This is a genomic window from Paenibacillus sp. FSL R5-0887, assembly GCF_038002305.1.
GTDB lineage: Bacteria > Bacillota > Bacilli > Paenibacillales > Paenibacillaceae > Paenibacillus_AQ > Paenibacillus_AQ odorifer.
Map to the genome: position 1 here is coordinate 3,857,843 of NZ_JBBOCE010000001.1, position 25,655 is coordinate 3,883,497.

Here is a 25,655-nt window from a genome sequence, read left to right on the forward strand (position 1 = left end):
TCTTTCGGACTCAGATGCCGCTATTCGTTAATTTATCACTGTTTAGAGAGATTATCGGACCTGAGAGGCGCTATTGGGCAGAAATGGTGCTCAGTAGTGTCTATTTTGTACTAATAACGCCTATGGAGTCCTATAGCAACTCAAAAATAGGAAAATATTGCAAATAAGAGCGCCTGAGTCCGATAGCTACTCCGTTCACTGGGAACCATAGTCCATTCACTGAGATTCATAGCCCGTTTAGTGAGATTCGTACTCCGTTCACTGAGAGTCATAGTCCGTCCACTGGAAGTCAAAGTCCGTTCACTAGGATTCACACTTTGTCACTGTTTGCAAAAACGAACCTCACAACTAATACGATTTCAGCTTATAACAAATACACCTTCAGCTTATCGATGACCTCATCGATTTCCGCTGTAGTCGTATATCGTCCCACACTAAAACGAACCGCTCCCCGTCCAATATTCTCCGACACATGCATAGCCTTTAAAACAGGCGAAATCAACGTTTCACCGGAATGGCACGCTGAGCCAGTTGAAGCCGCCACAGCTTCCAGGGAATCGATAATTTCATGACCCACTGCTCCAAGAAAACTAACGTTAAGGGTGTTAGGCAAGCGCTTGTGTTTATGACCATTCAAATGAATTTTTTCGCCAAAAGACTCCTGCAGTCTTCCATAGAAATACTCCGTAACTTGCTTAACTCTTTTTCTAGAATCAGAGTCAGCAGCAAGCTCACAGGCTTTTCCTAAGCCAATAATGTAGGGTGTATTTTCTGTCCCCGCTCTTCGCCCCTGTTCATGGCCCGCACCGTGTATCAAAGGCTCAATGTGAATGCCGTCCCGAATGTACAATGCTCCAATGCCTTTGGGCGCATATAATTTATGGCCTGCAAGCGTTAGAAAATCCACTCCCAAATCCGCTACATCGAGGTCTACTTTTCCCGCAGATTGTGAAGCATCTGTATGAATAAGAATGCCCCGTTGGTGGCAGACCTCAGCTATTTCCTTGATCGGCTGGATCGTACCCGTTTCGTTATTAGAGTGCATGATGGAGACCAGAATGGTTTGGTCCGTGAGCTGCTTTTTCACATCGTCAACCTGCACCATTCCATACGAGTCAACAGGTACATAAGTCAGGTTGTATCCCATCTGCTCCAGGTACTGACAAGGTTTAATTACCGCTGGATGCTCAATAGCAGACAGGATAATGTGATTACCTTTATGGCGATACGTTTGGGCTACTCCTTTAATGACAGTATTATTAGACTCACTACCCCCACTGGTAAAAAGCACCTCACCCGGCGCACAATTCAGGAAATCAGCCACCTGTGTTCTTGCCTGCTCTATTCCGAGTTTAGCTTCCCGCCCCAAAGAATGACTGCTTGAAGGATTCCCAAAATGACCGTAAAGATAAGGGATCATAACCTCTGCTACTTCCTTATCTACTGGTGTTGTAGCGTTGTAATCTAAATAGATCATATTAAGTAAAGCCCCCTTTAACCATAACGCGAAACTTATACTTCTTGATGTTTAAAAAAAGAACGCACAGCAGTCTCAGCTTCATCCAGATTATTCACTTTAAAAGTAACTCTCTCAATGCCTTCATACTGAGTGGACGTATAATCGTATCTAGGGTCGTAGTAATACTCTAACAGCAGCGCCACAGCTTCGCCGAACAAATCTGCCTGCAAGCATCGCTCGATTTCTGCCGCAATAGGGATATGAATTCGGGATTTAATACTCCGAAATGCAGAAATACATTGCTCCTTGTATTCTTCTGGCCGATAATCCTCAAGGATTTGCTCCACTCTGGCATGCAAAGGCATCTCAATCCAGATCTGCGTTCCGCTCTCTTTTTGCTCGGCCATAAATGGGGGCATTACTACCTTACCAATCTTTTTGCTCTCCGCTTCAAATAGTACATAAGGAGAATCCCCGATCTTAATTAACTCCTCTAAAAGAAGACTATCGAACGTTTTTTGATTGTTCGCACGAAGGCCAATCTCACCAAAAATAGAACCGCGATGACCTGCCATCCCTTCCAAATCCAGAACGGGGTAGCCTTGCGCTTTCAGGCGGTGTAACAGATTGGTTTTACCTGTGCCTGTATTTCCGTGAATCACATAAGACTTCGCCTTACATTCATAGGACTCCAATTCGTCGAGCACCCATTTACGATAAGCCTTATAGCCGCCTATCAGCCGGTAAGCATGAATATCCATTAAAGAGAGTACGGTCGCAGTTGTACGGCTGCGCATACCTCCCCTCCAGCAGAATACAGCTTTGTCTCCTTGAATCGCTGCAAATTCTTTGACAAAAGAAGGCAGTTTTGCCGCAGCAATCTCCAAACCACGTTCTTTCGCGGCCTGCACACTTGTCTGTTTATACAACGTCCCTACTTCAGCCCGTTCCTGATCATCAAAAAAAGGAATATTCAAACTATCCGGCAGCGTTGCATCTTTATATTCAGAAGGAGATCTAACATCAATAATGGTGATCTGCTTCTTGTTTTTTAACACTCTAAGTTCTTCCAGTGTAATGTCCTGAAACAATATGCTCTCTCCTCTGGTGGCTAACCTTCATAATTTGCTCTAAGCTGATATACAACAGTTATTCCACAGCAGCTATAACTGTAATCTGACCCGGATGCTCTTCCGTTACCTCTCCGATCAATGCCGCTTCTACCCCTGCATCTACTAACTCTTTTAGCAAATCTTCGCTTTGTTCAGGGGCCACAGAGATCAGCAGTCCGCCAGAAGTCACAGCGTCACATAGAATATAGCGGCTTAGTTGGTCCATCTCCTCCGGATAAAGAATGCTGCCTTCCAGATGGGCAAAGTTATTCTTAGTGCCTCCTGGAACAAATCCCTGCTCCGCAAGCTCTCTTACTCTTGGCAGCATCGGTACATCGCCTTGACGAATGATCAGGCCCGTGCCGCTCCCTTTAGCCATTTCCGAGGCATGTCCCAGTAGCCCAAATCCGGTAACATCTGTACAAGCATGTACATCATAAGGCTCCATGATTTCAGCCGCTTTTTTATTCAAAGTAGACATTACTGTCGTAAGGCGTGTGGTTTCTTCAGGAGATAGCTGATCCTTTTTAATGGAAGTTGTTAAGATCCCCACACCGATAGGCTTCGTTAGAATCAGCTTGTCTCCCACCTTGGCGCCCGCATTCGTTCTTACTTTGTCAGGATGCACAAGGCCCGTAACGGCCAATCCGAATTTGGGCTCTTTATCGTCGATGGAATGTCCGCCCACAAGAGTAGCTCCTGCTTCCTGTACTTTATCCGCTGCACCGCGCAAAATGTCACCGAGAATGCTTTTATCTAAAACAGAAATAGGAAAGGCCACAATATTAAGCACCGTAAGCGGCTTTCCACCCATCGCATAAATATCGCTTAATGCATTGGCTGCTGCAATTTGACCAAATGAATAGGGATCATCCACGATCGGCGTGAAAAAATCAACAGTTTGCACTAACGCTAATTCATCACTTAAACGATACACCCCTGCATCATCACTAGTATCAAGACCTACAAGTAGATCCGGGTTAGGAACAGTTGGTGGCAGACTACGAATAACCTGCATGAGATCGGCGGGACCGATTTTGCAGCCGCAGCCCCCTTTTGAAGATAATGAAGTCAGTTTTATAGTTTCAGCTTGAGACATCATGACTCAGCTCCTTTAGTATGAATTATCTTAATCTTACACGAGTAGATCGCATTGTACAAAATGCAAGAGTAGCAGATGCGTTGCTTACTACGCCTCCTTCTATAACTATTTAGAGTCTATTGTTCTTTCCCACGTCTGGTGAGCTATATTTGGTGCTGTGGTAGGGTAGGGACATTAAGTGGCGTTCTAGGTACAATATGCTTGTAAATGTTCAACATCCATCGGTTAGTAAAATAACCAAAGGCTGGCTCATTCGTAGATTTCACTACGGATGAGCCAGCCTTTAGTTAGATATCCATTATATTAGGGAAATTCTCCCTAATGTTCATCGATAATCGCTTTAAAATGAGGTTTTTAGGGAATTCCTCCCTAAAAATTCATGCAAATACCCATTTATGGCTAAAAACATCCTATTATTAGGGAGGATTTCCCTAATCTACGTTCTAGGAGCCATAATCTCCTTCATTTTAGGGAGAATTCCCCTAAAGTTCTTCCCAGAAAGACGACCCATAGCCAGCTCATTCCGCCCTGGCTATGGGACGCCTATTTTCTCACTTAAACGCTTCGCTTGTGAAGGTCTCCCTATAGATCAGCTAATCTGCTGACTGCCCTGCTGCTTCTCTAAGAAACGCTGAAGAATCGCATTGAATTGCTCCGGCTGGCACAGATTACTTGGATCTAATGCGTTCGGAATAATCGCCAACTGCGCCTGCGGCAGCTGAGACACCATTTCCTTCATACAATTCACTCCAAATTCATTAAAGTCCCCCACAATACATAATGCAGGACGTTTAAAAGCCTTTAAACATCTGGTGTAATCAACATGGCTCGTAGCCAGCCTTTGCCGATATAACTCCCGGGGGCGTTTGTCCAGCAGTCCTCTTCTAATCTCATTGTAGGCCAGACTCCAGCGCTCTCGGTACATCATCCGAATCGAAGGCAACACCAGCTCGCTTGGGAGATAATACATTAGTAAACTGCAATATGCTGCCATAGTTTGTATTTTCCCTACTATTGTTGATCCGTGAGTCCTACAAAAGCTATCCGCGACCACAATGGCTTTTACACGCTCAGGATATTGTTTGGCAATATGCTGAACGACTAAGCCACCATAGGCGATTCCTACAAAAACTGCTTCACGGATACCTAGGTCATTCAACAGCATAATCAGATCCAGACATTGCGTCTCAATAATCTCATGTGGGGCCTCCAGCAGTTTACCAGACTTGCCATTCCCCCGTAAATCGCACAAAATCACTTTATATTTATCGGAAAAATACTCCAGCTGTGGTTTGAACATACTGTGTGTTAATCCATGTCCATGGATAAACACAACCGGAGTGCCAGTTCCATTGATTTCATAATAGAGCGAAGTTCCGTTCAGTTTAGCGATAGGCAAAGGTAACACCTCTTTCATAATAAATTCTACGACTATATCTGCTTAAAAACGCAGCAAAAAACCACAGAGGGATTCTCTGTGGCTATTCATCACTAAACACGCCATTCATCCTCTCTCCATACGCTTACGAGGTTAGCTGTCGGATTCGGGCAGTGAGAGTTGCCCTACCTGCAGGGATGCATATTATGCACCCGGAACAGGATTCACCCCATAACCAGTGCCGACTCTCACATCGGCTGCCAGTTGTTGGTTCCCCCGCTTTCCAGAAACGGAAATTAAGCGGATTGCTTATGTAATTGTAAATTTAAGATAATTCTCAGTTCTGAGATGAATCATACTCTTGTAAGGTTTTCTTGTAAAGGAGGGCTCTGGTCAAAATAATGTTGAAAGCAATGCTTTTCATTTCATATTAAGCATACTCTTCATTTTCTCTTTCTTTTGCTCTTGTTTACTCGTTTTCTTTAGAAAAACTGCTCTGAAGCAAGCGAAAAAGGGGGTGATTCACCAGTACTTTCCTATTTAATAAGAAACGACAATCTTCAATACCAATATTGGGCCAGTTTCTGTACCTTGGGGTGTTCGTCGTTTCTATGTCCCCGATCCGTTTGGCAAGCTTGTTAATATTATTTCACATGAACAGCACGAATGATTTCATAAAAAAGAAAAAAGCTAAGCAGAATCAGAGATCTCCCCCTGTCCACTTAGCTTCCTTTTACAATACTATGGCTACAAAAGATCGGCGTTTTTCAATGCATGCTCCCAGCTTGGAAAAAAGAACAGCGCACTTCTCATAAGCTCTGGGTCGCTTTGCTTTACTTGTTTTTTACTGATCGAGCTTCCGTCGCTTTGCAGCTTTTTGATCCGACTTAATACTTCATCAGCCTCCAAAGGAATTTCCATTGAAACACTCCTTTCTCAGTGACCTGTTTCCCTTCATTTTCTCCATAATATGTTTATTTATTCCGTACTCTTAATTTCCCCAGATTAAACCATCTGATAGATGGGTTGTTCAGCAATGAACCGGGTAGGAAGCATGGGATATTTGTCTGCTAAGATTTCAGCTAAATATTTCATCCCCGGCGCTTCACTCTCCGCATGACCTAACATGATGAGCGCTTTAGATCTGCCTTGGTGCCCTGCATCCCGCACATATTCCGGAGTCTCCCACTCTGGTCCCTCTCCAGCGATAATTAAATCAAGATTGTGATCATTAAAAAGCGGAATAGCCATCATCCCGCCTCCTCTGTAACCTACTAATATCCCTACGCGTTTGCAGGACAGAGACAGGTCACCAGCAGCGCGTACATAAGAGATGCCTAGCTTACTTTTAATATACTGAGCAGCTTCCATTACAGTCATAGCAGGAATAGTGAGAATCGTAGCAGCCGCTTGCTGCTCTTCCACATAGTCTGACCAATCCAGCTCTCGCAGCAAGCCCATCATAATCCCATCCGGCTCTTGCCGATGCCAATAATCATGATAACGAAAAATAGCTATTGGGGAATGTTCGATCAGACTTTTTTTCGCATGATAAACCGGATCACCTTCTAACCACTCGCTCGCTGCATGATGGCTATAAAATACACCTTCATGCGTGATCAGCAAATTGGCTCCTAACGCTATTGCTTGCTCCACAATATTTTGTGTGGCAGAGAAGGCCGTAATAATCCCTGTGACTTCAGTTTCCGGTTCCCCTGGGTTCAGAATATCCACAGTCCCTTCTACCTGTTCCACAGTTCCCATTAAATCTTTCAAAATCGCTCTAATCGTGAGGCTCACTATCATCATCCCTCGAATCGAAATCTAATAAATCTTTCTGCCTTTAAGATCCTCAATTCCGCTCTTGCGGTAAAAATACGTATTGATCCGATCTCTCCATTCCTGCGCATGCTCTGCTTGCTCTTCAAGACGTTGCTTCACTTGCACATACAATCCACTCTCCATGCTGCCTTCAAGTGATTCCCATGTTGCTAGAAGCTGTGCAGCCTGCTCTGCCCCCTCGAAATGAGTATCGTAGATATGTTGTATAACCGTTTGCCCCGATTGCAGAACATGCGTGTATGGAACATGATGGAAGAACAGCAGCAGCTCTTCTGGACAAGACGCTAGATTCTCATAATTTGATGCGTTAAGACCCATATACTGTCCGCTATACCCCGTTCCCGATTTGACTGAACGATCCACACCAATGCCCTTATGATCCGCATAATGGTACGTTCCCCACTTGGCGTATTCATATCCATCCACATTCGGCCCATAATGATGATCCGGATTAACCATCCAGCCCACACCTAATGGAGCTGTGTAAGATTCGTAAATCCTCCATGAGTCCATTAACATCCCGCGAATAGCAGCCACTAGACCTTTATCAGTGCCAAAGGTAAGGCGAATCCATTCCTCAGCTATTTCTTTTGCCGTCAGCTCCGGATTCCAAATTAATCTTCCATATCCATACAGATTGGCTTGAGCTAACCCATGCCCCGTCCAGTTCATGTCATCCCCGACATTAGTTACAGCAGCCACACCATTATACTTATTTCCCCACACCGATCCGTCCACAATATGTTTCACAAGCGTAGTTTGCCCTTTGGCATAAGTATTGAAATCAAGGACTTCTTTCCACTGTGGAACGAGATAACAGAGATGCCGCTGCTGCCCTGTATATTCTTGAGCAATCTGAAACTCCATCAGATGATTGGTATGTTCCAGTGCGCCAAACAGCGGAGATACCGGTTCTCTAACTTGAAAATCCATCGGTCCGTTCTTGATTTGCAGCACTACATTATCATTAAATCGGCCATCCAATGGTTTGAAATGATCATACGCTGCTCTGGCCCGATCTGTCTTACGGTCACGCCAATCCTGCTTGCAGTTATATACGAAACAACGCCAAATCACGATTCCGCCAAACGGCTCCAGTGCTTCTCCCAGCATATTAGCGCCATCGGCATGGTCACGCCCGTAAGTGAATGGTCCAGGTCGATTTTCTGAATCTGCTTTGACCACAAACCCGCCAAAATCAGGGATCACTCGATAAACCTCACCCGCCTTATCTTTCCACCATTGCCGCACCGCTGGGTCCAGTGGATCAGCTGTCTCTAATGCTCCGATCTGTATCGGACTGGCGAAGTTAGCACTGAGGAATAGCTTAATTCCGTATACGCGGAATATTCCTGCAATTAACGCGATATCAGGCAAATATTGCTCCGTTATAAATAGAGATTCAAGCTCATGAACATTCACATTGTTAATCGAAATCGCGTTGATCCCCACAGAGGACATCAATCTGGCATAATCACGCAGCCGCTTTGTATCGTTAAGAAATTGATTGGACTCGTAAAAAAAGGACCGTCCAGCATAGCCACGTTCAATACTGCCATCAAAATTATCCCAGTGATTAATCATTCGCAGGCCGTTCACCGGACTCATAGACAAATTCAGAGCGTCTATTTCGCTTTCTGTTCCTATCAGCCGTAACAGATGGAATACGCCATACAATATTCCAACAGGCGTTGAAGCACCGACAGCGATACATTGCTCAGTAGCGTTTGTACGTATAAGGAAACCTTCAGGACCCAGTGAATCGGTTCGTTCTCCTGCGAATACTCTACTAATTAATGGATTCCCCCCTTGGAAGGTTCCTATAACGATACACGGTCCTTCAGGTTTCGCTGTGAGCAGTGGCGCTTTGCCCAGCATAGAGGTCATCCCCTGTATGAATTCCGCGGCTGCCGCCTGAATCGTCTCGTTGTCCTCCGTTACTACCAACTCAACACACCAATCTATATATTGATTGTATAGAGATCCTGATTTCAGCTGACCATAATTGAGCCAAGCCTCATAAGCGGTATTTGTCATGTTTATTCCTCCCGTATAAATAACCCGCCCTGGATTGAAAAGGACGGGTTCATGATTCGCAAGCTTGAGCAGGTTACCCGCTCTATGATTTGGTGACAGCGTTAAGCAATTGGTGATACGCTGGCTTAGGATTATGCTGCTCATCGAATAGAAATGGCCAATTTTTCCGTCCCCGAACAGGGAAGCCGTCCAGCCATGTATAGTCATCCGCTGCTCCCCAGAAAGTGACTGAGCTAATCACGTCGCGGTATTCTTTCAACAGAGCAAACATCGCTTCATAGCGCTCTGCCTGTAGCTCGAGCAGTTCAGCAGGTGCAACCTTTAAATCCATTCGTTTGTCATCGAAACGGAACATGGACACATCCAGCTCTGTCAATTGGAGCTGAATCCCTAAAGATGCATACTTCTCAATAGCAGCACGTATATCGTCTAAGCTCGGATCGTATAGATTCCAGTGGGCTTGCAATCCGACGCCATGGATCGGCACTCCTCGTTCCAGCAGCGACTTCACCATTTTATAGATTTTGTCGCGCTTAAGTGGATTAGACTCGTTATAGTCGTTGTAGAATAATAAAGCCTTAGGATCGGCTTCATGAGCGAATTCAAACGCTTTGCCGATAAACTCCGGTCCGACAATGTCCAGCCACTTTGACTGGCGAAGAAGTTCTTCTCCTTCATCTGCAATAACTTCATTTACAACATCCCAAGCATAGATATCTTCCTTGTAACGCCCAACCACGGTCTGAATATGTGATTTGAGCCGTGCAAGCAATGTCTCTTTGCTTACACACCCGCCCTTCTTATCCTCAAACAACCAGTCCGTAGTCTGGTTATGCCAGACTAAAGTATGCCCACGCATAGCCATATGATGTTTTCGGGCGAACGCAACCAACTGATCTGCTAGTTTAAAGTTATAAATGTCTTCAAGCGGATGCAGACTTTCAAACTTCATCTCATTCTCAGCGGTAATGCTATTGAAATGATAGGCGAGCAAATGCTCCTGTGATTGTATCGTCAACGGGTTAACGGCTGCGCCAATTTTGAAATCCTCAGCAAATATTGTTTTTAGTGCAGGTTCTGTGTAATCACTAGCTTGTCTCAACAAGTTCCCTCCTGACAAACGCATTTATATCAGTATTCGAATAATTAAGACTGATAATCGAACCAATCGAAGTAGGCAGGCACCTCAGCCACCTTGCCATGACCTGTTGCATATAATCCAATAAGAACACCCGTAAATCCATTTCCTTTTACAGCTTGAGGGGATAATGGATACGCTGCTGCTGTTGATAGCTTATTCCACTCCTGCCCATCCAAAGAATAAAGGAAGCTGTATTCGGTAAGCTCAGCCTTAACTTTCAAATAAATTCGCTCGGCAGTAGTTGGAACCTCTGCCACTGTACGGGTTATTCCATCCATAGTCACATGAGCTGTAATCACTTTTTGCCCCTTTTTTTGAACAAGTCCAATTTCATAATGAGCATTCTCATCTAATCTGGCGCAAAGTCCAGCTTCCACATCAGCAATAGATGAAGGCATTTCAAGCAGCGTGCTCCATTCTGCCGAAGTATGCTGCTGTCTTCTGCCTACAAAAGCCACTTGGCCTACTTCACTGAGACCTGCAGATTGTCCTCGAAGAGATAACCATCCCTGTCTTTCGTTTAAGGACCAGCTTCCCTCAGCCGGATTCCGCAGAAAGGCTAATCCCAGCGGCAATACTTGATCATCAAAATCATATCTTCCACTAGTCTCAGGTTTTGGCGATTGACCAGGTACACGTGAAACCTTCATTTCCAGTCCAACTGTGTCTTCATTATTATCGATCATCGGCCATCCGTCTTCAGTCCAGCTTACGGGAGCAAGGAAAGTCTCTCTTCCAAGCACAGTAAATTTTGCATCTACTAGTCTTACCCCAAGGAATACGGCCCACCAATCCCCGTTACGATCCTCAATCAAATCGGCATGCCCTAAATACTGAATGGGATTGTCAGTACCGCTGTGCGTCAATATTGGATACGGCAATCCTTCAAACGGTCCATATGGAGAGGAGCTGCGGCCAATGATCTCCCGATGTTCCTTAGCCGTTCCTCCTGAAGCCGTCATGATATAATACATTCCATTTATTTTGTACAAATGGGGTCCTTCCGTCCAAGGTCCGCCATCCCCAGTCCAGATAACAACAGGTTCTGTTAACGCTGCTCCCGTAGCAATATCTATCTCATATTGGATGGCATGGGAGTCATAATCTGCCCCCTGCTGGGTGGTTACATATACCTTTCCATCCTCATCAAACATTAGGGAAGGATCAATTCCTCCATAAGGAATACTAATCGGATCTGACCACGGACCCGCAGGATCCGTAGCCGTAACATAGAAATTTCCTTTCCCGTGTACTTCGGTCGTTATCATGTAAAACGTTCCTTCATGATAGCGGATCGTTGGGGCAAATATCCCTCCAGAGCTCTTGCTTTTACGAGTATCCAGCTGACTTACACGATTGAGTACATGACCTATTTGTGTCCAGTGAATCAAATCCTGACTATGAAAAATAGGTACGCCAGGGAAATACTCAAAGGAGCTGCAAACTAAATAGTAGTCATCCCCTGCCCGAGTGATACTTGGATCAGGATAGAAGCCTGGAAGTATCGGATTCGTGTATGTGATTGAAGATGGGGTCATAATTTAACAGACAACCTTCCTATTACTTAATAGTGATTGCAAGCTCCTTATTCCTTCACGCTTCCTACATTTAGACCGACCACAAAATATTTCTGCATGAATGGATAAACTAGCAAAATTGGAACCGAAGCAACGATCGTAACGGCTGCCCGTATGGAGATTGGTGTAACCATGGCATGTACCGACTCCTGAGTCATCCCTGTCCCATTATTTACACTAGGGTTACTGTTCGAGTTCATAGTAGAGGATAGCAGCTTCATTAATTCATATTGCAATGTACTCAAGTTCTGGCGGGAAGAGGTGTAGATAAACGCATCAAACCATTGGTTCCACGCACCTACTGCAACAAAAAGGGCGATGGTAGCAAGAACAGGTTTACACAAAGGGAAGACTACTTTCATGAAGATCTTGAATTCCCCGGCACCGTCGATTCTTGCAGATTCCATAAGACTCTCATGTAAGGTACCAATATAAGTACGGATAACGATCATATTAAATGCACTTACCATGGACGGGATTACATATACCCAGAACGAATTGAGCAAATGAAGATCCTTCATAAGGAAATAGTTTGGAATCAGACCCGCACTAAAATACATGGTAAGGACGAATATAAAGGTAATATGTTTGCGGAAAACATATTCTTTCCGGCTTAATGTATACGCAAGCATCGTAGTTAAAAATAGATTCAGGATCGTAGATATCACTGTTCGTGCTACCGAAATCCAAAAAGCATTATAAATTGTACCTGAGGCAAAAACCGCTTTGTAGTTCTGTATGGTCCACTCTCTAGGCCATAAATAAATGCCGCCGCGGATGGTATCATTCCCCGCATTAAAGGAGACTGCTATAGTATTCAGGAATGGATACAAGGTAACAATAACTAGACAAACCATAAATATAGTATTGAAGGTGCTGAACACTACGGGTTCGAACCTCAGATTTTTCATCCGGTTTCCAGCATTACTTTTTGGAGATTTTTGAGGAATCAATTGAGTTTTTTCCATGATTATAACAGCCTCTCTTCCCCTAGCCGCTTCGCAGTCCAGTTAGCTAATAGCAGCAACGTTACACTTACGACTGTTTTGAAAATACCACCCGCGGTAGCTAAGGAATAATTCCCTTGCGCTATACCATATTTCAATACAAATATATCAATCGTTTCCGACCAATCTACGACAAGCCCGTTTCCTAACAAGTACTGAACCTCAAATCCAGCTTCCAGTACATGTCCTACGGACATTATTAACAGGATTACAATGGTTGCTTTCATGCCCGGCAAAGTTACATGACGCATTTTCTCATACCGGTTCGCTCCATCAATCTCAGCAGCTTCATATAAAGCCGGATCAATAGAGGCGATAGCCGCCAAGTAGATGATAGTACTCCATCCGACTTCTTTCCAGACGTGTGAAGCACCTACAATACCCCAGAAATACTTCCCTTCACTCAACCAAAGGATCGGTGAATCAATGAGATGCAATTTCATGAGCACGATGTTGATAATCCCGTCATTAACCGAAAGAGAAGTAGCTACAATGCCTGTTACAATAATCCAAGAGAGGAAGTGAGGCAAGTAGGATATGGTCTGAACGGTTCTTTTCCAAAATACATTTTTGATCTCATTAAGCAGCAATGCCAGTATTATCGCAGTCACAAATCCTAGAACTAGATTAATTAGGCCCATGGCCAACGTATTGCGCAGTACTCTCAAAAAGCTATCGTCCGTAAAAAGAAACTTGAAGTGTTTTAAACCCACCCATGTTTGTTCACTAAATGCTCTAGCTGGTTTATAATCTTGGAAAGCCATCGTCCATCCCCAGATGGGAACATAAGCAAATAGTATAATATAAAGCATTAATGGAACCGACATCCAAATCAGCTGTTTCTGATTCTTAATCAAGGTCATAGTAATCGGTTGCTTCTTTTTTCTTTTAGGATGCCGGTTAACTTTTTTCCCCGTTAATATCTCATCCATATATGTTTTCTCCCCACATCATCCATATATTTCAGAAAGTGGTTGGCCTAATAAGCCACCACTTTCTGATTTTTAAGCAAGCTCTAACTATTTAACACTCCAAGTATCAAATCTCCATTTAAGCTGTTCATTGATTTTGTCTTCATAGGCTTTGACATTCGCTTTACCAATTTCTCCAACAAAGTCATTCCAAACCTTATCGAATTCTGATGGACTGGCCAAGATTGCTTTTGGCAGGTACTTGGTTCGCAATTCATTCAGCTTCGTTTCGGCAATTTTGGCATCTGAGCCTTCAACAAGATCTATGGACCAAGCTGGATAAGCTACTGGGTTCGGCTCAGGCTCGCTGAAGAAATCCACATAACTGTTGAAGCCATAAGCATCAAGGATTTCCTTGTCATACGGCTTGAGTGCAGCCCGGTATTCTTCTGGTTGAGCCGCAGCATCTGTTGAGTTTCCATCCTCAAAGAATCCTTGCAATTTCGGAGCTGTAGCATACCAAGCATCTGCTTTGTTGCTGAGCTTCCATGTAGCATCAACTGCGTTCTTCCGTTGTTCTTCATTTCTTATAAAGCGGCCATTTTCCACTTGATAATCTTCACCTTCGATACCCCAAGTGAAGATTTTTTGCCAATCTTCTTGAATCAATGTATCCATTAGTTTAATAATTCTTTCAGGATTTTTGGCATTGATACTGATCCCGAAGCCATTATTCAAGTTCAGCGCTGGGCGATCCAGATAATAATCTTTAGTGCTGGTATCAAACACAAGTGGAAGTCCTACATAAGTTCTTTCATCTTTACCTTGTGTCCGGAGTGAATCTTCTGCTGAACCAAAGTTCCAGTGCTGATCAAACATTCCCAGAACGGCTCCACTGGACAGTTTTGCCAAATATTGATCGTAGTTTTGCACAAATGTTTCTTGGTCGATAACGCCCAATTGGTTCATTTCATTAAGCTTTTGATAGTATTGCTTAGCATAGTCTTTATCTGCGAAGATTTCTGCAACGTTATCATTAACAACCACTCCGCCATCATTCGGGTGCCCGATCAGATGCTGAGGAGCGTTAAACAATCCCCAGTTTCTCCAGTCGTTGTTAAGAATTTCGAATCCGATGGTTGGCGTTCCATCGATAGTTGGATTTTTTTCTTTATATTTCACAATGAGGTCAAAATACTCGTCCAAGGTCTTCACCTTTGGATAACCAGCATCTTTCAGGATGTCCTTCTGAATCCAGAAAGCAGGACCTGCATAATAGGTTGTATTCACTTTACCGTTATACGCACCATAATTCGGAAGCGTATAAATATGTCCATCATTCGGGTCTTTCATCATGTTCCAGTAATCTGCGTAATGCGCTTTCAAGTTTGGAGCATATTGTTCAATCAAATCTTCAAGCGGGATAAAAGCTTCCGCTCCTGTCAGCTTAGTATTGGCAGTCATCAAATCCGGATAATCCTGACCGGCAATCATTACGCCTAGCTTCTGGTTAAGATCCCCAGCTAAGAATTCGAAATTGAAGGATGCGCCTGTTTTTTCTTTAATCATTTTGTAAATTTTATTATCTGGTGTTGGTTGCTGGCCTGCTTCTCCAAGAAAGATACTAATTTCAAAAGGTTCAATCTTATCAGAATCTGTTCCTGCAGCAGTTGAAGTGGCTGTTTCTGCTGGTTTGTCTTCCCCTTTAGCCGTCGTATTGTTGCTGTTATTTCCTCCGCACCCTGCTAAGGTAAAGCTTAGGGATAACACAGCAATCAGACTAAGTTTCCATTTGGATATTAACTTGCCCCCCATAAAGCACCTCCATATATTTGTTGGTGTAACAATGTTGTAAGCCCTTACAAGTTAAATTATAGAGGTGATAATCTTCTGAAAATACGCCAGAATTAAAGATGTACCCCCAAAAAGTTTAGGTATTAGTGTTTTTAAATTCGTTAGGGCTCATATGCAGCTTTTTTTCAAATTGCTTGAGGAACTGACTATAATTGCCATAGCCCACTTTTTCAGCGATTTCACTATTTTTTAATTTATTTTGTTGAAGTAAATGTACTGCCTCTTTTATTCGGAGGTTATGCAGCTGTTCATTGAAATTAATACCGTTCTTCTTGATCAATAATTGACCCAGATATACCGGGTGCAGGAAAAAAACCTCTGATAGTCTCTTAATAGTAAGACATTCGCGAAAATGCTCTTCAATATAATTGTTAATCTCCTGAACAATCCCCTGTGATTTTAGGTTTTGTTCCTTAAGAAGGATATCGATACTGGCCTCGCCGCAGAATAGCAAATTACGCATTAAGTCCGTCAAGGTGATCATTGAGTCTAACATCGCGGGGATTCTAATTTGATTAGATAAGGAGGACTCATGAACTTCACTGGCTTCCGAGGTAAACTCAATAATCTTATACATCATATGAATAACAATTTTCTTCACAACCTCTGGAGCGATGCGCTGTTCCCGGAAACTGCGGGCTGCCGAGTTCACAGCTTGGCTAAAGCCTGCGGAGTCCAGGGTGTTAATCGGTCTTATCAAGTCATCCATCAGTTGAATTTGATCATAATGATAACTAAAGGGACTATCCTTAATCTCCTGATAAGTCAGGATCTCTACATTTTCAGAAAAATAAAAATAATACATTAATGCTTCTTTCGCCATTCGGAAACTGTTCCCGATCTGAAGCAAGGAGCCTACACCAGCACCTGTTGCAATATATAAAGCTTGTTTGGGGTGTTCATTCAGCAAAGGAGTTGCAATCTGATCGATCACAGCTCCCTCAGTGGACAATGAATTGTATCCATATACGATTCCAAAACAATGACTCTCCAGATCCATCAGAAACATAGAATCTTTATCGGTTAGGAGGGCTGAGGCTTGCTCTCTGATCTCCGTATATAAAACCGGCTCTGTCTGTATCAAACAAATATTCCAATGGTTTTTACCTTTCGATAGTCGGTTAAGTACCTCCTGATTCGACTGCTCAGCTTTCTCATGCAGCATTCCTTTCAGGAGAGAAACAGCCTCCTCCGCGGAGGCTATTTGATTTAAACTGCGCTTCTGAGCTTCCTGCTCCAGCTCCTGATATATCTCCAGCAATTCTTCTGCCGCCTCTTCCGGAAACACTGGCTTCATCAGATAATGATTAATTCCATAGTGTATAGCTGTCTTAGCATATTCAAACTCACTATAACCACTTAGTATGGCAAATTTGATCTCCTTAATCTCAGCTTGTTGCCAAGCTGCGACCATCTCCAGCCCATTCATTAGCGGCATATTAACATCCGTAATTACAAGATCTGGCTCTAGCTGTTTCATTAGCTCCAGCCCCTCTTTGCCATTGCTGGAGGTTCCACATACCTCAAAGCCAAGCTCCTGCCAATCAATCCACAGCTGCATCGCTTCAAGCGCACTAGGCTCATCATCGATCAATAATACTTTGTATTTCATTGGGGGTCCCTCACTTTCTAGCTATTCTTCCGTTCCAGGAGTTTTAGTGGAATGTCAAAAGTGACAATGGTCCCTTCATCCGGAACGCTGCTGATATCAAAACGGACCTGATCTTCATAGTACAATTCTAATCGGCGGTACACGTTGCGGATTCCGATATTCGTTCCCGAAGACGCTTCATTTTGAACATTACCTAATAATTCTTGCAGCTTCTCTGGCTCTATCCCTTTACCGTTATCAGAGACGGTAACTTTTAATCGTCCCTCCTCCACTAACGTCTTCACTTTTATCACACCTAGTCCCTCTATGGCCTGTAGACCATGTTTGCAGGAATTCTCAACGAGCGGCTGCATGCTTAGCTTGGGAATCTTATATTGAAGCGACTGCTCATCGATCTCAAATTGATAGTCGAATTTATCCCTGAACCGGAATTTTTCAATTTTCAAATACATCTCAATGAAAGTCATTTCTTCTTCCAAGGTAACGAGATCCTCTTTCCAGCTCAGCAGCCGTCTAAGTAATTTCGATAAACTCTTAATGATATCCGTAACATCTGAGTAATTATTTTTAGTACAGACTACCAAAATGGCATTTAACGTATTAAACAGAAAATGCGGATTCATCTGGCTTTGCAGGAAATTCAGCTCAGCCCTTACTCTTTCCATCTCCAGATTATTTTTTTGAATCTCCAGTTTATATACATCATTGATCAAGGAATTAATGGTAGTGGTCATCCTGTTAAAATTACGGATCAGGCCCCCGATCTCATCCTGGCCTTCATCAATCCGAATCAGCTCAAATTTCTCATTGGATACTTTCTGCATATGTCTGGATAACCGTTTCACCCGATAATTATAGGATCTTAACATCACATATAAAAAAGCGGTTGTGATTAGCGTGACAATGGACGCCAGAATCCCTGCATAAATCCTAATCTCCATTATCGCTTGGGCAATACGCTCACCTTGTGTAATTCCTATTATCCGCCAGCCTTTTATATAACTAGCTCCGCCGACGGGTACAATATGCACATCCTCCTTGCGCTCATCATCCTGCAGCTTGAACACGGGATAAGGTTCCGTGGTGCCTCTTTGATACCCGCTTTGGGCAGACATAATAATCTCGTCCTGCTCGTTAACCAGATAAAGACTCAAGTAATCTTTTTCTCTGATAATCACGTCATATATTTTACTGAGATCCAAGTCAATTCTAAGCAGCTTTTCAAATTTATTGTATGAGCTGTAAGCGTCCATTCGCTCAATAACACTCAAATAAGGCGCTGTAGAAATCACACTAGAGATGTCACTCATATGATAAGCGGCAAGAAACAGATGTTTATTCGCAGCCTTCGACTGCTTATACCATTCACTATTCATAACCTTTTCATTGATGACCTGATAGTTGCTGCCAGAAACAATGGAATCATTGTTCGTGAATACAGTAATCCGTTCAATCTGATTGTTCACCGGCATATAGCTATTCATGCGGCCTCTTAGCTGTTCATCAAAAGTGTCATAGAATTCAATAGAGTTCCCATACGTCCGCTCAAGCAATTCATACAGGTTCTTATCAGCAGAAAGCGTATAGCTGACAGCTACCCCACCTTCAATGAAGTCATGAATATCCTTTCGGGCTCTTTCTAAGGATATCTCTAGATTCTGCTGCTCTCTCGATTTGATCAGATCGGAAATCCGATCCAAAAAAACAAGGTTAATAATAATGATAGGGAGAAGAACACCTATGATATAAATAAGGGAAAATTTATAATTTAAGGGAATATCATTCACTACTTTTCTAAATCTGAATTTTTTTCTCTCCATATGAAACACCTTGCTTCCCCTAGAGCTGTTGGTTCTTATTCTCATTTTTATACACGGATGGTACTACCCCTACAAGCAGCTTAAACTTATCTATAAAATAATCAGTGTTAGAGAATCCCACCTGCACCGCTATATCCGATATCTTTAGCTGTGTTCGTTTCAGCAGACTTTTTGCCTCTTCAATCCGTTTGGCATTTAGGTATTCACTAAAACCCTGACCCGTTTGCTTTCTGAACAGTTGTCCCAAATAGGTAGAATTAATATGAAATTGTTGTGCCAAATCCTGAAGTTTTAATTTATTCCGAAATTCCCGATCCACATACTGAATAACCTTGTAGATCGTATTTTGTTCATTCTGCTGCTCTAGTTCAGACAGATAGACGGCAGCCCGTTCACACAGACTTTGTACATAATTGCTTAATATAAAATAATCACTAAGCTCACCTAGATTTCCGTATTCTTGCTGAAGCTTAATCATAATCGTATCCGGGTCTCCATTCATTTGAGCTATAATTCTACAGATCGTAAGCTCTAAATGGGCCACTTTTGCTTTTACAACTTCAAGGGTCAGCAGATTCTCGACGAAAGCAGTGAACGCTTCTTTTACACAAGGCTGGATCTGTTCCGTATCATTCGTTTGGACCTTATGCAGCAGCTGTCTGAAATGATCCTCATGAGGTTCTTCCTTTTTCAGGCTCCTAAGCTCACTATAATAAAAGACCCCTCTTTTCTGCTGATGCGTTTTTCGTTTCCATACCTCAAGTGCCTGCCTATAAATCTCTCGAATCGAGCTCACCCCGACCATTCTGCTGCTAAGTGCTAGAAAGACCAGCTCCTGTGATTGTTCAGTAAGATCTGAATGCATCTGGTTGACGATAGTCTCCAGGCTCTCATTGCCGATAGAAGCAGACTGAAGAATGATCCCCGCTCTTCCCGATCCGTCTTGAAAGAAGCAGAAGTGTTCCTCGGAAAAATAATCACTTATCTGCGGTTGGAATGGATTCATAGAGGAGGCCGGTTCGATAAGAATACACATTAACTCTGCATCCGCTTGAAGCTTCAAGGTGTTTCGGGTTAGAAGCTCTAAATTTTCGTTATACTCCCCTTGGATCAGGCGGTTGATGATATTATTTACGATAAAAAATTGCTTTTTATCAAACTCCTCATTGGAAGCGATTTCATTTTGGATTATTGGAGTGATCCTGCTTAATAAAGCCTCTATTTCTTCATCATCAATGGGTTTTAATAAATATTCATTTACCCGCTGGCGCAATGCCGTACGTGCATACTTGAAGTCATCATATCCAGACAGAATCACAAATTTAGGAGGTTTCTCCATGACCTCATTCAACTTTGTAATAAGCTCAAGTCCGTCAATTACAGGCATATTAATATCCGTAAGAACCAGTTCCGGTTTATTCTCCTGGATAAGCCTCATCGCATCCGTGCCGTTTTGAGCTTCACCACAAACTTCATAACCGAATTTTTCCCAGTCGATCATCGTCCTTAGCCCCTCAAGAACCCAGGGTTCATCGTCCACGATCAGAACCTTAAGCATGATGTTCGCTCCAATCTTATTAAGATAAGCCCGCGCTTTACACCAAAATATATAGATCATGCTATCATACTTGGATAATGATGTGAATTCATAAATTTTCCTTCTTTTGTTTAAAACAGTACTTTTTTTACTTGAAAAAACGTACAAAAAACGACGTATCCTAAATTTCAGATACACCTTTACAAGGACCCATCATTCCATTATCATGGTTTACATCGAGTAAAGAATTACACAGTGTAAACCATATGGGAGGGCTAAGATATGAGCAGCTTATCTAAGTCTGCTAGATTTCCACTTTTCATTCTGATGTTGAATCTATTTATCGCTTTATTAGGGCAAGGTATGGTTATTCCCATTCTACCTGAGTATCTGAAGCTGTTTAATGCGTCAGGAGCTGCTGCCGGATATCTTATTGCAGCTTTTGGAGCAGCACAGTTTATTTTTTCACCTATAGGGGGACAGCTTTCTGATAAATGGGGAAGAAAATCAATGATCATTTCCGGAATGTTTTTAACCGTGCTTTCAGATCTGATATTTGCTGTCTCTACGACATTACCCCTACTCTATATCGCAAGATTTATTGGGGGTATAGGTATCGGAATCATGGTTCCTTCCAATATGGCCTACGTCGCTGATATCACCACCCATGAAACCCGCGCTAAAGGTATGGGGTACTTGGGGGCTTCCATGAATTTGGGTATGGTACTTGGTCCAGGGTTAGGCGGCATTATCGCTGGGTTTGGCATACGGATGCCTTATTTTTTTGCGGGTGGACTTGGGCTTATCGCTACGATACTTTGTTTTTATATGCCAGAGACACTCCCAAAGGAAAAACGGAAATCCGTTAACAAATGGGCCCCTCGGGAAGCCATTCGTAATCAAATCGTAAATTCATTCCGGACGTCCTATTTCCGCTATCTGCTGCTCATTCTGATTATGACATTTGGTTTGATGAATTATGAAACGGTGTACGCCCTTTTTGTGGAACAAAAATACGGTTTTGATGCAACGAAAATCTCAATCATTATTACGGTTGGTGCTATTATAGGCATTATTGTGCAGATCTGGCTGCTTGATCATCTGATTAAGAGACTTGGCGAGATAAAGCTTATACGTATATCATTGGTGATGACCGCTATAACCTTATTGTTGATGATATTCAAGATCAATTTAGGTTATTTATTAGTTGTATCCGGTTTATTTTTTGCTTTTAATGCTTTTTTACGACCCACAGTAAGTACATTGATTGCCAACTCAGCTGGTGATCGGCAAGGATTTGCTGCCGGATTAAATACAACGTATACCAGCATAGGAAACATACTTGGACCCATTTTAGCGGGATTGATGTTTGACAAACACATGGATATCCCCTATATTTTTGGGGCAATTATCCTGGCATCTGCCTTTTTCATCACCTTACAAAAACCAAAAAAAGAACAAGAAAGGAGTGTAACCCATGACTGAGAACTGGCACCAGAATTTAAAAAACAGAAACCGGGAAGAATTGATTGCTGCGGCGAAGGATCTTTTTATGAAGCAAAGCTTTCTCAAAGTTAATATTAAGGATGTCTGCGACGTGGCTGGTGTAAGCCGGGTTACCTTTTATAAGCATTTCCAGTCCATGAACGAACTGATTTTTGAGGTCCAGATGGAAATCCTGGAGAGTATGACGCAATTTGTTAGAAGCGCACCTTCTTCAATTGAAATGAATGGTAAGCAAATGCTTGCTTCGATGCTTAATGCTTGGATTGATTATGCCCGGCAACACCCAGGTTACATCAAATTCATTCTTCTATTCGATTTGCATTTTGAAGCCTATGATTACAGTAAAGAACTCAAAGAAAATTACAGAAATTTTGTGATGCGGGGTAAAGAACGACATTTCTTAATGGATGCTCTAGAGGCCGGAGTTAAAGATGGATCATTAAAATTTGATACAGAACCCTTATCCACTGCTCATTTCATCTTCACGTCTATGATGGGTTTATTGCAGAAAATGAGCCTGATTTCCAAAGACGATTTCAACAACGAACTTCAGGATATTCAAATTGCTAACCGATTTGTGGACATGTTAGTTCAGTATTTAAGTACAGAAAGTGATGAATCTCCTGCCTTGAAGTAAGGGGACCCATCACTTTCTCCGTAATAGAGAGAAGTAGTTAAATAAAATTATTCTCCTTTAAGGAGCGGTTAGACTCATGTTTGATTAACCATTCTTTTCTGGCAAGCCCGCCTCCATAGCCCCCCAATTCACCATTGCTATTTATCACTCGATGACATGGAACCAAGATTGAGAGTTGATTGGTGCCATTCGCCCTTGCTACAGCGCGGCAAGCAGAAGGATTGTTGATTTTCTCTGCAAGCTCCTTATAAGAAGCTGTCTGTCCCAGAGGTATTTTCCGGAGTTCATTCCACACCTTTTGCTGAAAGTCTGAGCCCAAATAACGAACCGGCGTTGTAAATTCCGTAAGTTCACCGGTGAAATACAGCTTCAATTCCTCCTCAATTTGGTGAAGGACGGCTACCTTTTCAGGTAATATAGTTGCATTTAAACGAGTGCGTAATCTCTTGATTTCATTTTCAAGTCCCTTGCGATCCACAAATTCCAGCAGTAAAAGACTCTCTTCATCGGAGATGGCCAGCATAGAACCCAATATCGTTTCTATCCAAGTACAGTACAGCACTTTAATCTGCTTGGAATGATTCGGGACAGTCCCCATCGTTCGTGAAAAAGCATCCCTAAATCCATTGCTCGAATCGTACCCGCTTTCCAGTTGTGCGTTAATGATTGAATCCCCATTCCTAATATGTTTGAATGCCAGTCCTAAACGTCTAGAACGTGCATATTCGATAAAGGTCATTCCAAATTGTTTCTTAAATTGGCGGCGTGCCGTGTTTGCACTAATAGACAGCTCATCAAAATCTTTATCTGTCCATTTTCGTTCCGGATTGCTCTCAATAGCTTCTACAAGCAGCTTTACTTCAGGAGACATTTTTGTTGGATTGGATAGCGGCTGACACCTTTTACAAGGTCTATATGAAGCTAATAAGGCTTCCTTGGCTGTAGCAAAAAACTCACAATTTTCTTTTAATGGCTTTTTAGCCGGACAAGTTGGCCTACACATGATGCCCGTTGTTTTCACTCCTACAAAAAATACGCCCTCATAATTCGAATTTTTCTCGACCAGCATCTTATAATATTTATCGATATCCTGCTCATTAGTTATCATATTGTGGTTAGCTCATTTCTAAATAAAGTCCTGAGGCATCAAGCGTTTGCCGGGCATTTTCTTGGAGGTTATGTTGTGCCTGAAAGAAACTACGCGGTCCATAGCTAATCCGTTTCACGCCAATATTTTGCAATTCATGATTTGAAAGCATACCGTCCATAACCATAATATTCACAGGCAGTGGCGATTTTTCAACAAATTGTTCAATCAAGCTTGGATCAGCGAGCCCCGGTATAAAAATCCCATCCGCTCCAGCGTCAGCATAAGCATAGGTACGTTCTATAGCTTGATTGACTAGATCCATCGAATGTTCCTTAGCCTTGAAAAAGATATCCGTTCTAGCGTTAATAAACACTCGCTTTTGCAGTTTGGAGGCTACTTGTTGTATGGTTTTGATCCTCCGGCTTTGTTCGCTGGTCTCCCATAGTTCATTGTTAGGATGATTTACGATCTGATCTTCAAAATTGATACCACAGATATCTAATTGAAATAACTGCTCCATGTTATGCGCTAAAATATCCTCATCTATAGCATATCCACCTTCGATGTCTACGGTCAATGGAACCGCTACTCGTTCGGCAATCTTTGAAATCATCCAAAGCATAAACTCAAATGTAAGCTGTTCACCGTCCGAATATCCCCACGCTTCCGCCATGGAATAGCTGCTAGTTGCTACCGCCTTTGTTCCAGCTTGCTCTATTGCTTTAGCCGAGGCTACATCCCAGCAGTTGTACAGGATCAGTGGATTTTTTTGATCATGCAGCGTTTTAAAATAGTCATAGTTTTTAGTGTTCATAAGTGGTCATCTCCATTTAGTTAAGAATAGAACCACTATATAATAGACATCCATTATCGATACCAGAAAAATTAACACCAATCTTTTTTTCCACAAAAAAACACCGATAGATAATCTAATCCTCTCAGGATCAGATCATACCATCGATGCCAGTTTGCCGATTAAAGTTCTACCTTACGGAGTGATTGTTTTGGTGATGGTTTGGATGACTTTTTCCCTGTCCCCATCGGTAGGATTTGTGGAGCTGCGATCCCGATCAGAACTACGATAATACCGATCCAGCGAAGTAATGATACCTCTTCTTGCAGAACTAACACGGAGGCTACTACAGCTGCCGGTAACTCCGCTGCCCCTAAAATCGCGCCTAGACCTGAACCCAGCTTCGGAACCCCGATCGAAAAGAACAGAACTGGAATTACGATGCCCAACAAACCTAGAGGTAGGCCGTATTTCCAAAGCCCATCGGTAATCGCACCGTCATATAAAAACGAAGGCGAAAAAACAGTCATAATAATAACCATTGCACTAGTGGTCATATACAAGCTTTTATTAACGGCAGGCACCTGCGTAGCTACTCTTCCACTCACAAAAATATAGAAAGCAAACGACACGGCTGACATTAAGCCAAAAATTACACCAGTGGTCGTAATTCCACCTATACTCGGCTCAAGGATGCCCCCCGCTAATACTGTACCAATTAGAAGGATAACCATCGAAATCACTTTTTCCCGACTAGGAAGTTTTCGATCTACAACCGCCTCCAGAATTACACCGATCCAAGTAAATTGGAATAACAGTACAATCGCAATCGAAGCAGGTAATTGTTCAACGGCGAAGCCATAAAAAATGCCAGTTAAACTGATGGTGATCCCAGCGGCTAATAATTTCCCGCCTGTTTTTAGCCCTAATTTCTTTCGAGAAAATAATAAGACCAGCAAGAGCAGCATACACCATCCAAAAAAGTATTGTGATCCTACCAATTGTTTCATTCTAAAGCCATCGTTCATTCCAAGTTTGACGATCGTAGAGAGTGAGCCATAACTACAAGCGCCTAAAAAAACTAGTAAAGCATATTTGAATAACTTCATATTCATCGTAAACCTCTTCCCTTTCTCTTGAGCAAGCTCATTAACATAATAAAGCCCCTTGTCATCGAAATGACAAGGGGCGATTGAAACCAAAGAATACATCTTTGACAAAGTTCCGCCACTCCATCCAC

At 42.6% G+C, this 25,655-nt stretch carries 20 protein-coding genes, 1 pseudogene and 1 riboswitch; of the genes and pseudogenes, 3 read left to right on the forward strand and 18 right to left on the reverse strand.

Annotated features, from left to right (window positions below; genetic code table 11):
- Positions 1-364: 364 nt before the first annotated feature.
- The 4 genes from MKY14_RS17195 to MKY14_RS17210 all read right to left on the reverse strand — a co-directional run bounded on the left by MKY14_RS17195 (position 365) and on the right by MKY14_RS17210 (position 5,072).
- Positions 365-1,477, reverse strand: coding sequence for a cysteine desulfurase family protein (locus MKY14_RS17195; RefSeq protein ID WP_076221014.1), 1,113 nt, complete (start codon positions 1,475-1,477; stop codon positions 365-367).
- 35 nt (positions 1,478-1,512) lie between these two features.
- A complete protein-coding gene (gene mnmH, locus MKY14_RS17200; RefSeq protein ID WP_340392805.1) occupies positions 1,513-2,550 on the reverse strand; it encodes a tRNA 2-selenouridine(34) synthase MnmH in 1,038 nt (345 codons plus the stop codon).
- A 58-nt stretch (positions 2,551-2,608) separates the two neighbouring features.
- On the reverse strand, positions 2,609-3,670 hold the full coding sequence (selD, locus tag MKY14_RS17205; RefSeq protein ID WP_076184790.1) for a selenide, water dikinase SelD: 1,062 nt from the start codon (positions 3,668-3,670) through the stop codon (positions 2,609-2,611).
- 592 nt (positions 3,671-4,262) lie between these two features.
- Complete coding sequence (locus MKY14_RS17210) at positions 4,263-5,072, reverse strand: alpha/beta fold hydrolase (protein WP_076130474.1); 810 nt, start codon at positions 5,070-5,072, stop codon at positions 4,263-4,265.
- Positions 5,073-5,177: 105 nt separating this feature from the next.
- Positions 5,178-5,364, reverse strand: a riboswitch (cyclic di-AMP (ydaO/yuaA leader).
- A gap of 246 nt (positions 5,365-5,610) precedes the next feature.
- Here MKY14_RS17210 and MKY14_RS17215 point away from each other — a divergent pair.
- A pseudogene (locus tag MKY14_RS17215) lies at positions 5,611-5,721 on the forward strand (glyoxalase); the annotation flags it as partial.
- A 77-nt stretch (positions 5,722-5,798) separates the two neighbouring features.
- On the opposite strand, the gene MKY14_RS17220 reads toward MKY14_RS17215, so the two are convergent.
- From MKY14_RS17220 to MKY14_RS17270, 11 genes are all read right to left on the reverse strand, one after another.
- Positions 5,799-5,972, reverse strand: a complete 174-nt coding sequence (locus MKY14_RS17220) for a hypothetical protein (protein ID WP_169744809.1) — start codon at positions 5,970-5,972, stop codon at positions 5,799-5,801.
- Positions 5,973-6,056: 84 nt separating this feature from the next.
- Complete coding sequence (locus MKY14_RS17225) at positions 6,057-6,851, reverse strand: Nif3-like dinuclear metal center hexameric protein (protein ID WP_370510796.1); 795 nt, start codon at positions 6,849-6,851, stop codon at positions 6,057-6,059.
- A gap of 24 nt (positions 6,852-6,875) precedes the next feature.
- Positions 6,876-8,930, reverse strand: a complete 2,055-nt coding sequence (locus MKY14_RS17230) for an alpha-glucuronidase family glycosyl hydrolase (RefSeq protein ID WP_340033651.1) — start codon at positions 8,928-8,930, stop codon at positions 6,876-6,878.
- Positions 8,931-9,012: 82 nt separating this feature from the next.
- Complete coding sequence (locus MKY14_RS17235; RefSeq protein ID WP_340976955.1) at positions 9,013-10,032, reverse strand: endo-1,4-beta-xylanase; 1,020 nt, start codon at positions 10,030-10,032, stop codon at positions 9,013-9,015.
- A 44-nt stretch (positions 10,033-10,076) separates the two neighbouring features.
- On the reverse strand, positions 10,077-11,609 hold the full coding sequence (locus MKY14_RS17240; protein WP_340976957.1) for a glycoside hydrolase family 43 protein: 1,533 nt from the start codon (positions 11,607-11,609) through the stop codon (positions 10,077-10,079).
- Between the two features lie 47 nt (positions 11,610-11,656).
- Positions 11,657-12,559, reverse strand: a complete 903-nt coding sequence (locus tag MKY14_RS17245; protein WP_139329891.1) for a carbohydrate ABC transporter permease — start codon at positions 12,557-12,559, stop codon at positions 11,657-11,659.
- 59 nt (positions 12,560-12,618) lie between these two features.
- A complete protein-coding gene (locus MKY14_RS17250) occupies positions 12,619-13,587 on the reverse strand; it encodes an ABC transporter permease (protein WP_340976958.1) in 969 nt (322 codons plus the stop codon).
- An 87-nt stretch (positions 13,588-13,674) separates the two neighbouring features.
- Positions 13,675-15,381, reverse strand: a complete 1,707-nt coding sequence (locus tag MKY14_RS17255) for a sugar ABC transporter substrate-binding protein (protein ID WP_339281412.1) — start codon at positions 15,379-15,381, stop codon at positions 13,675-13,677.
- Positions 15,382-15,496: 115 nt separating this feature from the next.
- Positions 15,497-17,032: a response regulator transcription factor gene (locus MKY14_RS17260; RefSeq protein ID WP_076307004.1), complete on the reverse strand. Its 1,536-nt coding sequence runs from the start codon at positions 17,030-17,032 to the stop codon at positions 15,497-15,499.
- 17 nt (positions 17,033-17,049) lie between these two features.
- A complete protein-coding gene (locus MKY14_RS17265; RefSeq protein ID WP_076184836.1) occupies positions 17,050-18,852 on the reverse strand; it encodes a sensor histidine kinase in 1,803 nt (600 codons plus the stop codon).
- A gap of 19 nt (positions 18,853-18,871) precedes the next feature.
- A complete protein-coding gene (locus tag MKY14_RS17270) occupies positions 18,872-20,410 on the reverse strand; it encodes a response regulator (protein WP_340976961.1) in 1,539 nt (512 codons plus the stop codon).
- 261 nt (positions 20,411-20,671) lie between these two features.
- Here MKY14_RS17270 and MKY14_RS17275 point away from each other — a divergent pair, with 261 nt between their 5' ends.
- Both MKY14_RS17275 and MKY14_RS17280 read left to right on the forward strand, forming a co-directional pair.
- Entirely contained in the window at positions 20,672-21,874 is a 1,203-nt protein-coding gene (locus tag MKY14_RS17275; RefSeq protein ID WP_340976962.1) for an MFS transporter, read from the forward strand.
- Complete coding sequence (locus tag MKY14_RS17280; protein ID WP_076194117.1) at positions 21,867-22,532, forward strand: TetR/AcrR family transcriptional regulator; 666 nt, start codon at positions 21,867-21,869, stop codon at positions 22,530-22,532. Before MKY14_RS17275 ends, MKY14_RS17280 begins: the two co-directional genes overlap by 8 nt.
- 37 nt (positions 22,533-22,569) lie before the next feature.
- Here the strand turns inward: MKY14_RS17280 and MKY14_RS17285 are convergent, their stop codons facing one another.
- The 3 genes from MKY14_RS17285 to MKY14_RS17295 all read right to left on the reverse strand — a co-directional run bounded on the left by MKY14_RS17285 (position 22,570) and on the right by MKY14_RS17295 (position 25,524).
- On the reverse strand, positions 22,570-23,640 hold the full coding sequence (locus MKY14_RS17285; RefSeq protein ID WP_076130462.1) for a bifunctional transcriptional activator/DNA repair enzyme AdaA: 1,071 nt from the start codon (positions 23,638-23,640) through the stop codon (positions 22,570-22,572).
- A gap of 7 nt (positions 23,641-23,647) precedes the next feature.
- Positions 23,648-24,436, reverse strand: a complete 789-nt coding sequence (locus MKY14_RS17290) for an isocitrate lyase/PEP mutase family protein (protein ID WP_076304964.1) — start codon at positions 24,434-24,436, stop codon at positions 23,648-23,650.
- 161 nt (positions 24,437-24,597) lie between these two features.
- Entirely contained in the window at positions 24,598-25,524 is a 927-nt protein-coding gene (locus MKY14_RS17295; RefSeq protein ID WP_076130480.1) for an EamA family transporter, read from the reverse strand.
- Positions 25,525-25,655 lie beyond the last annotated feature (131 nt).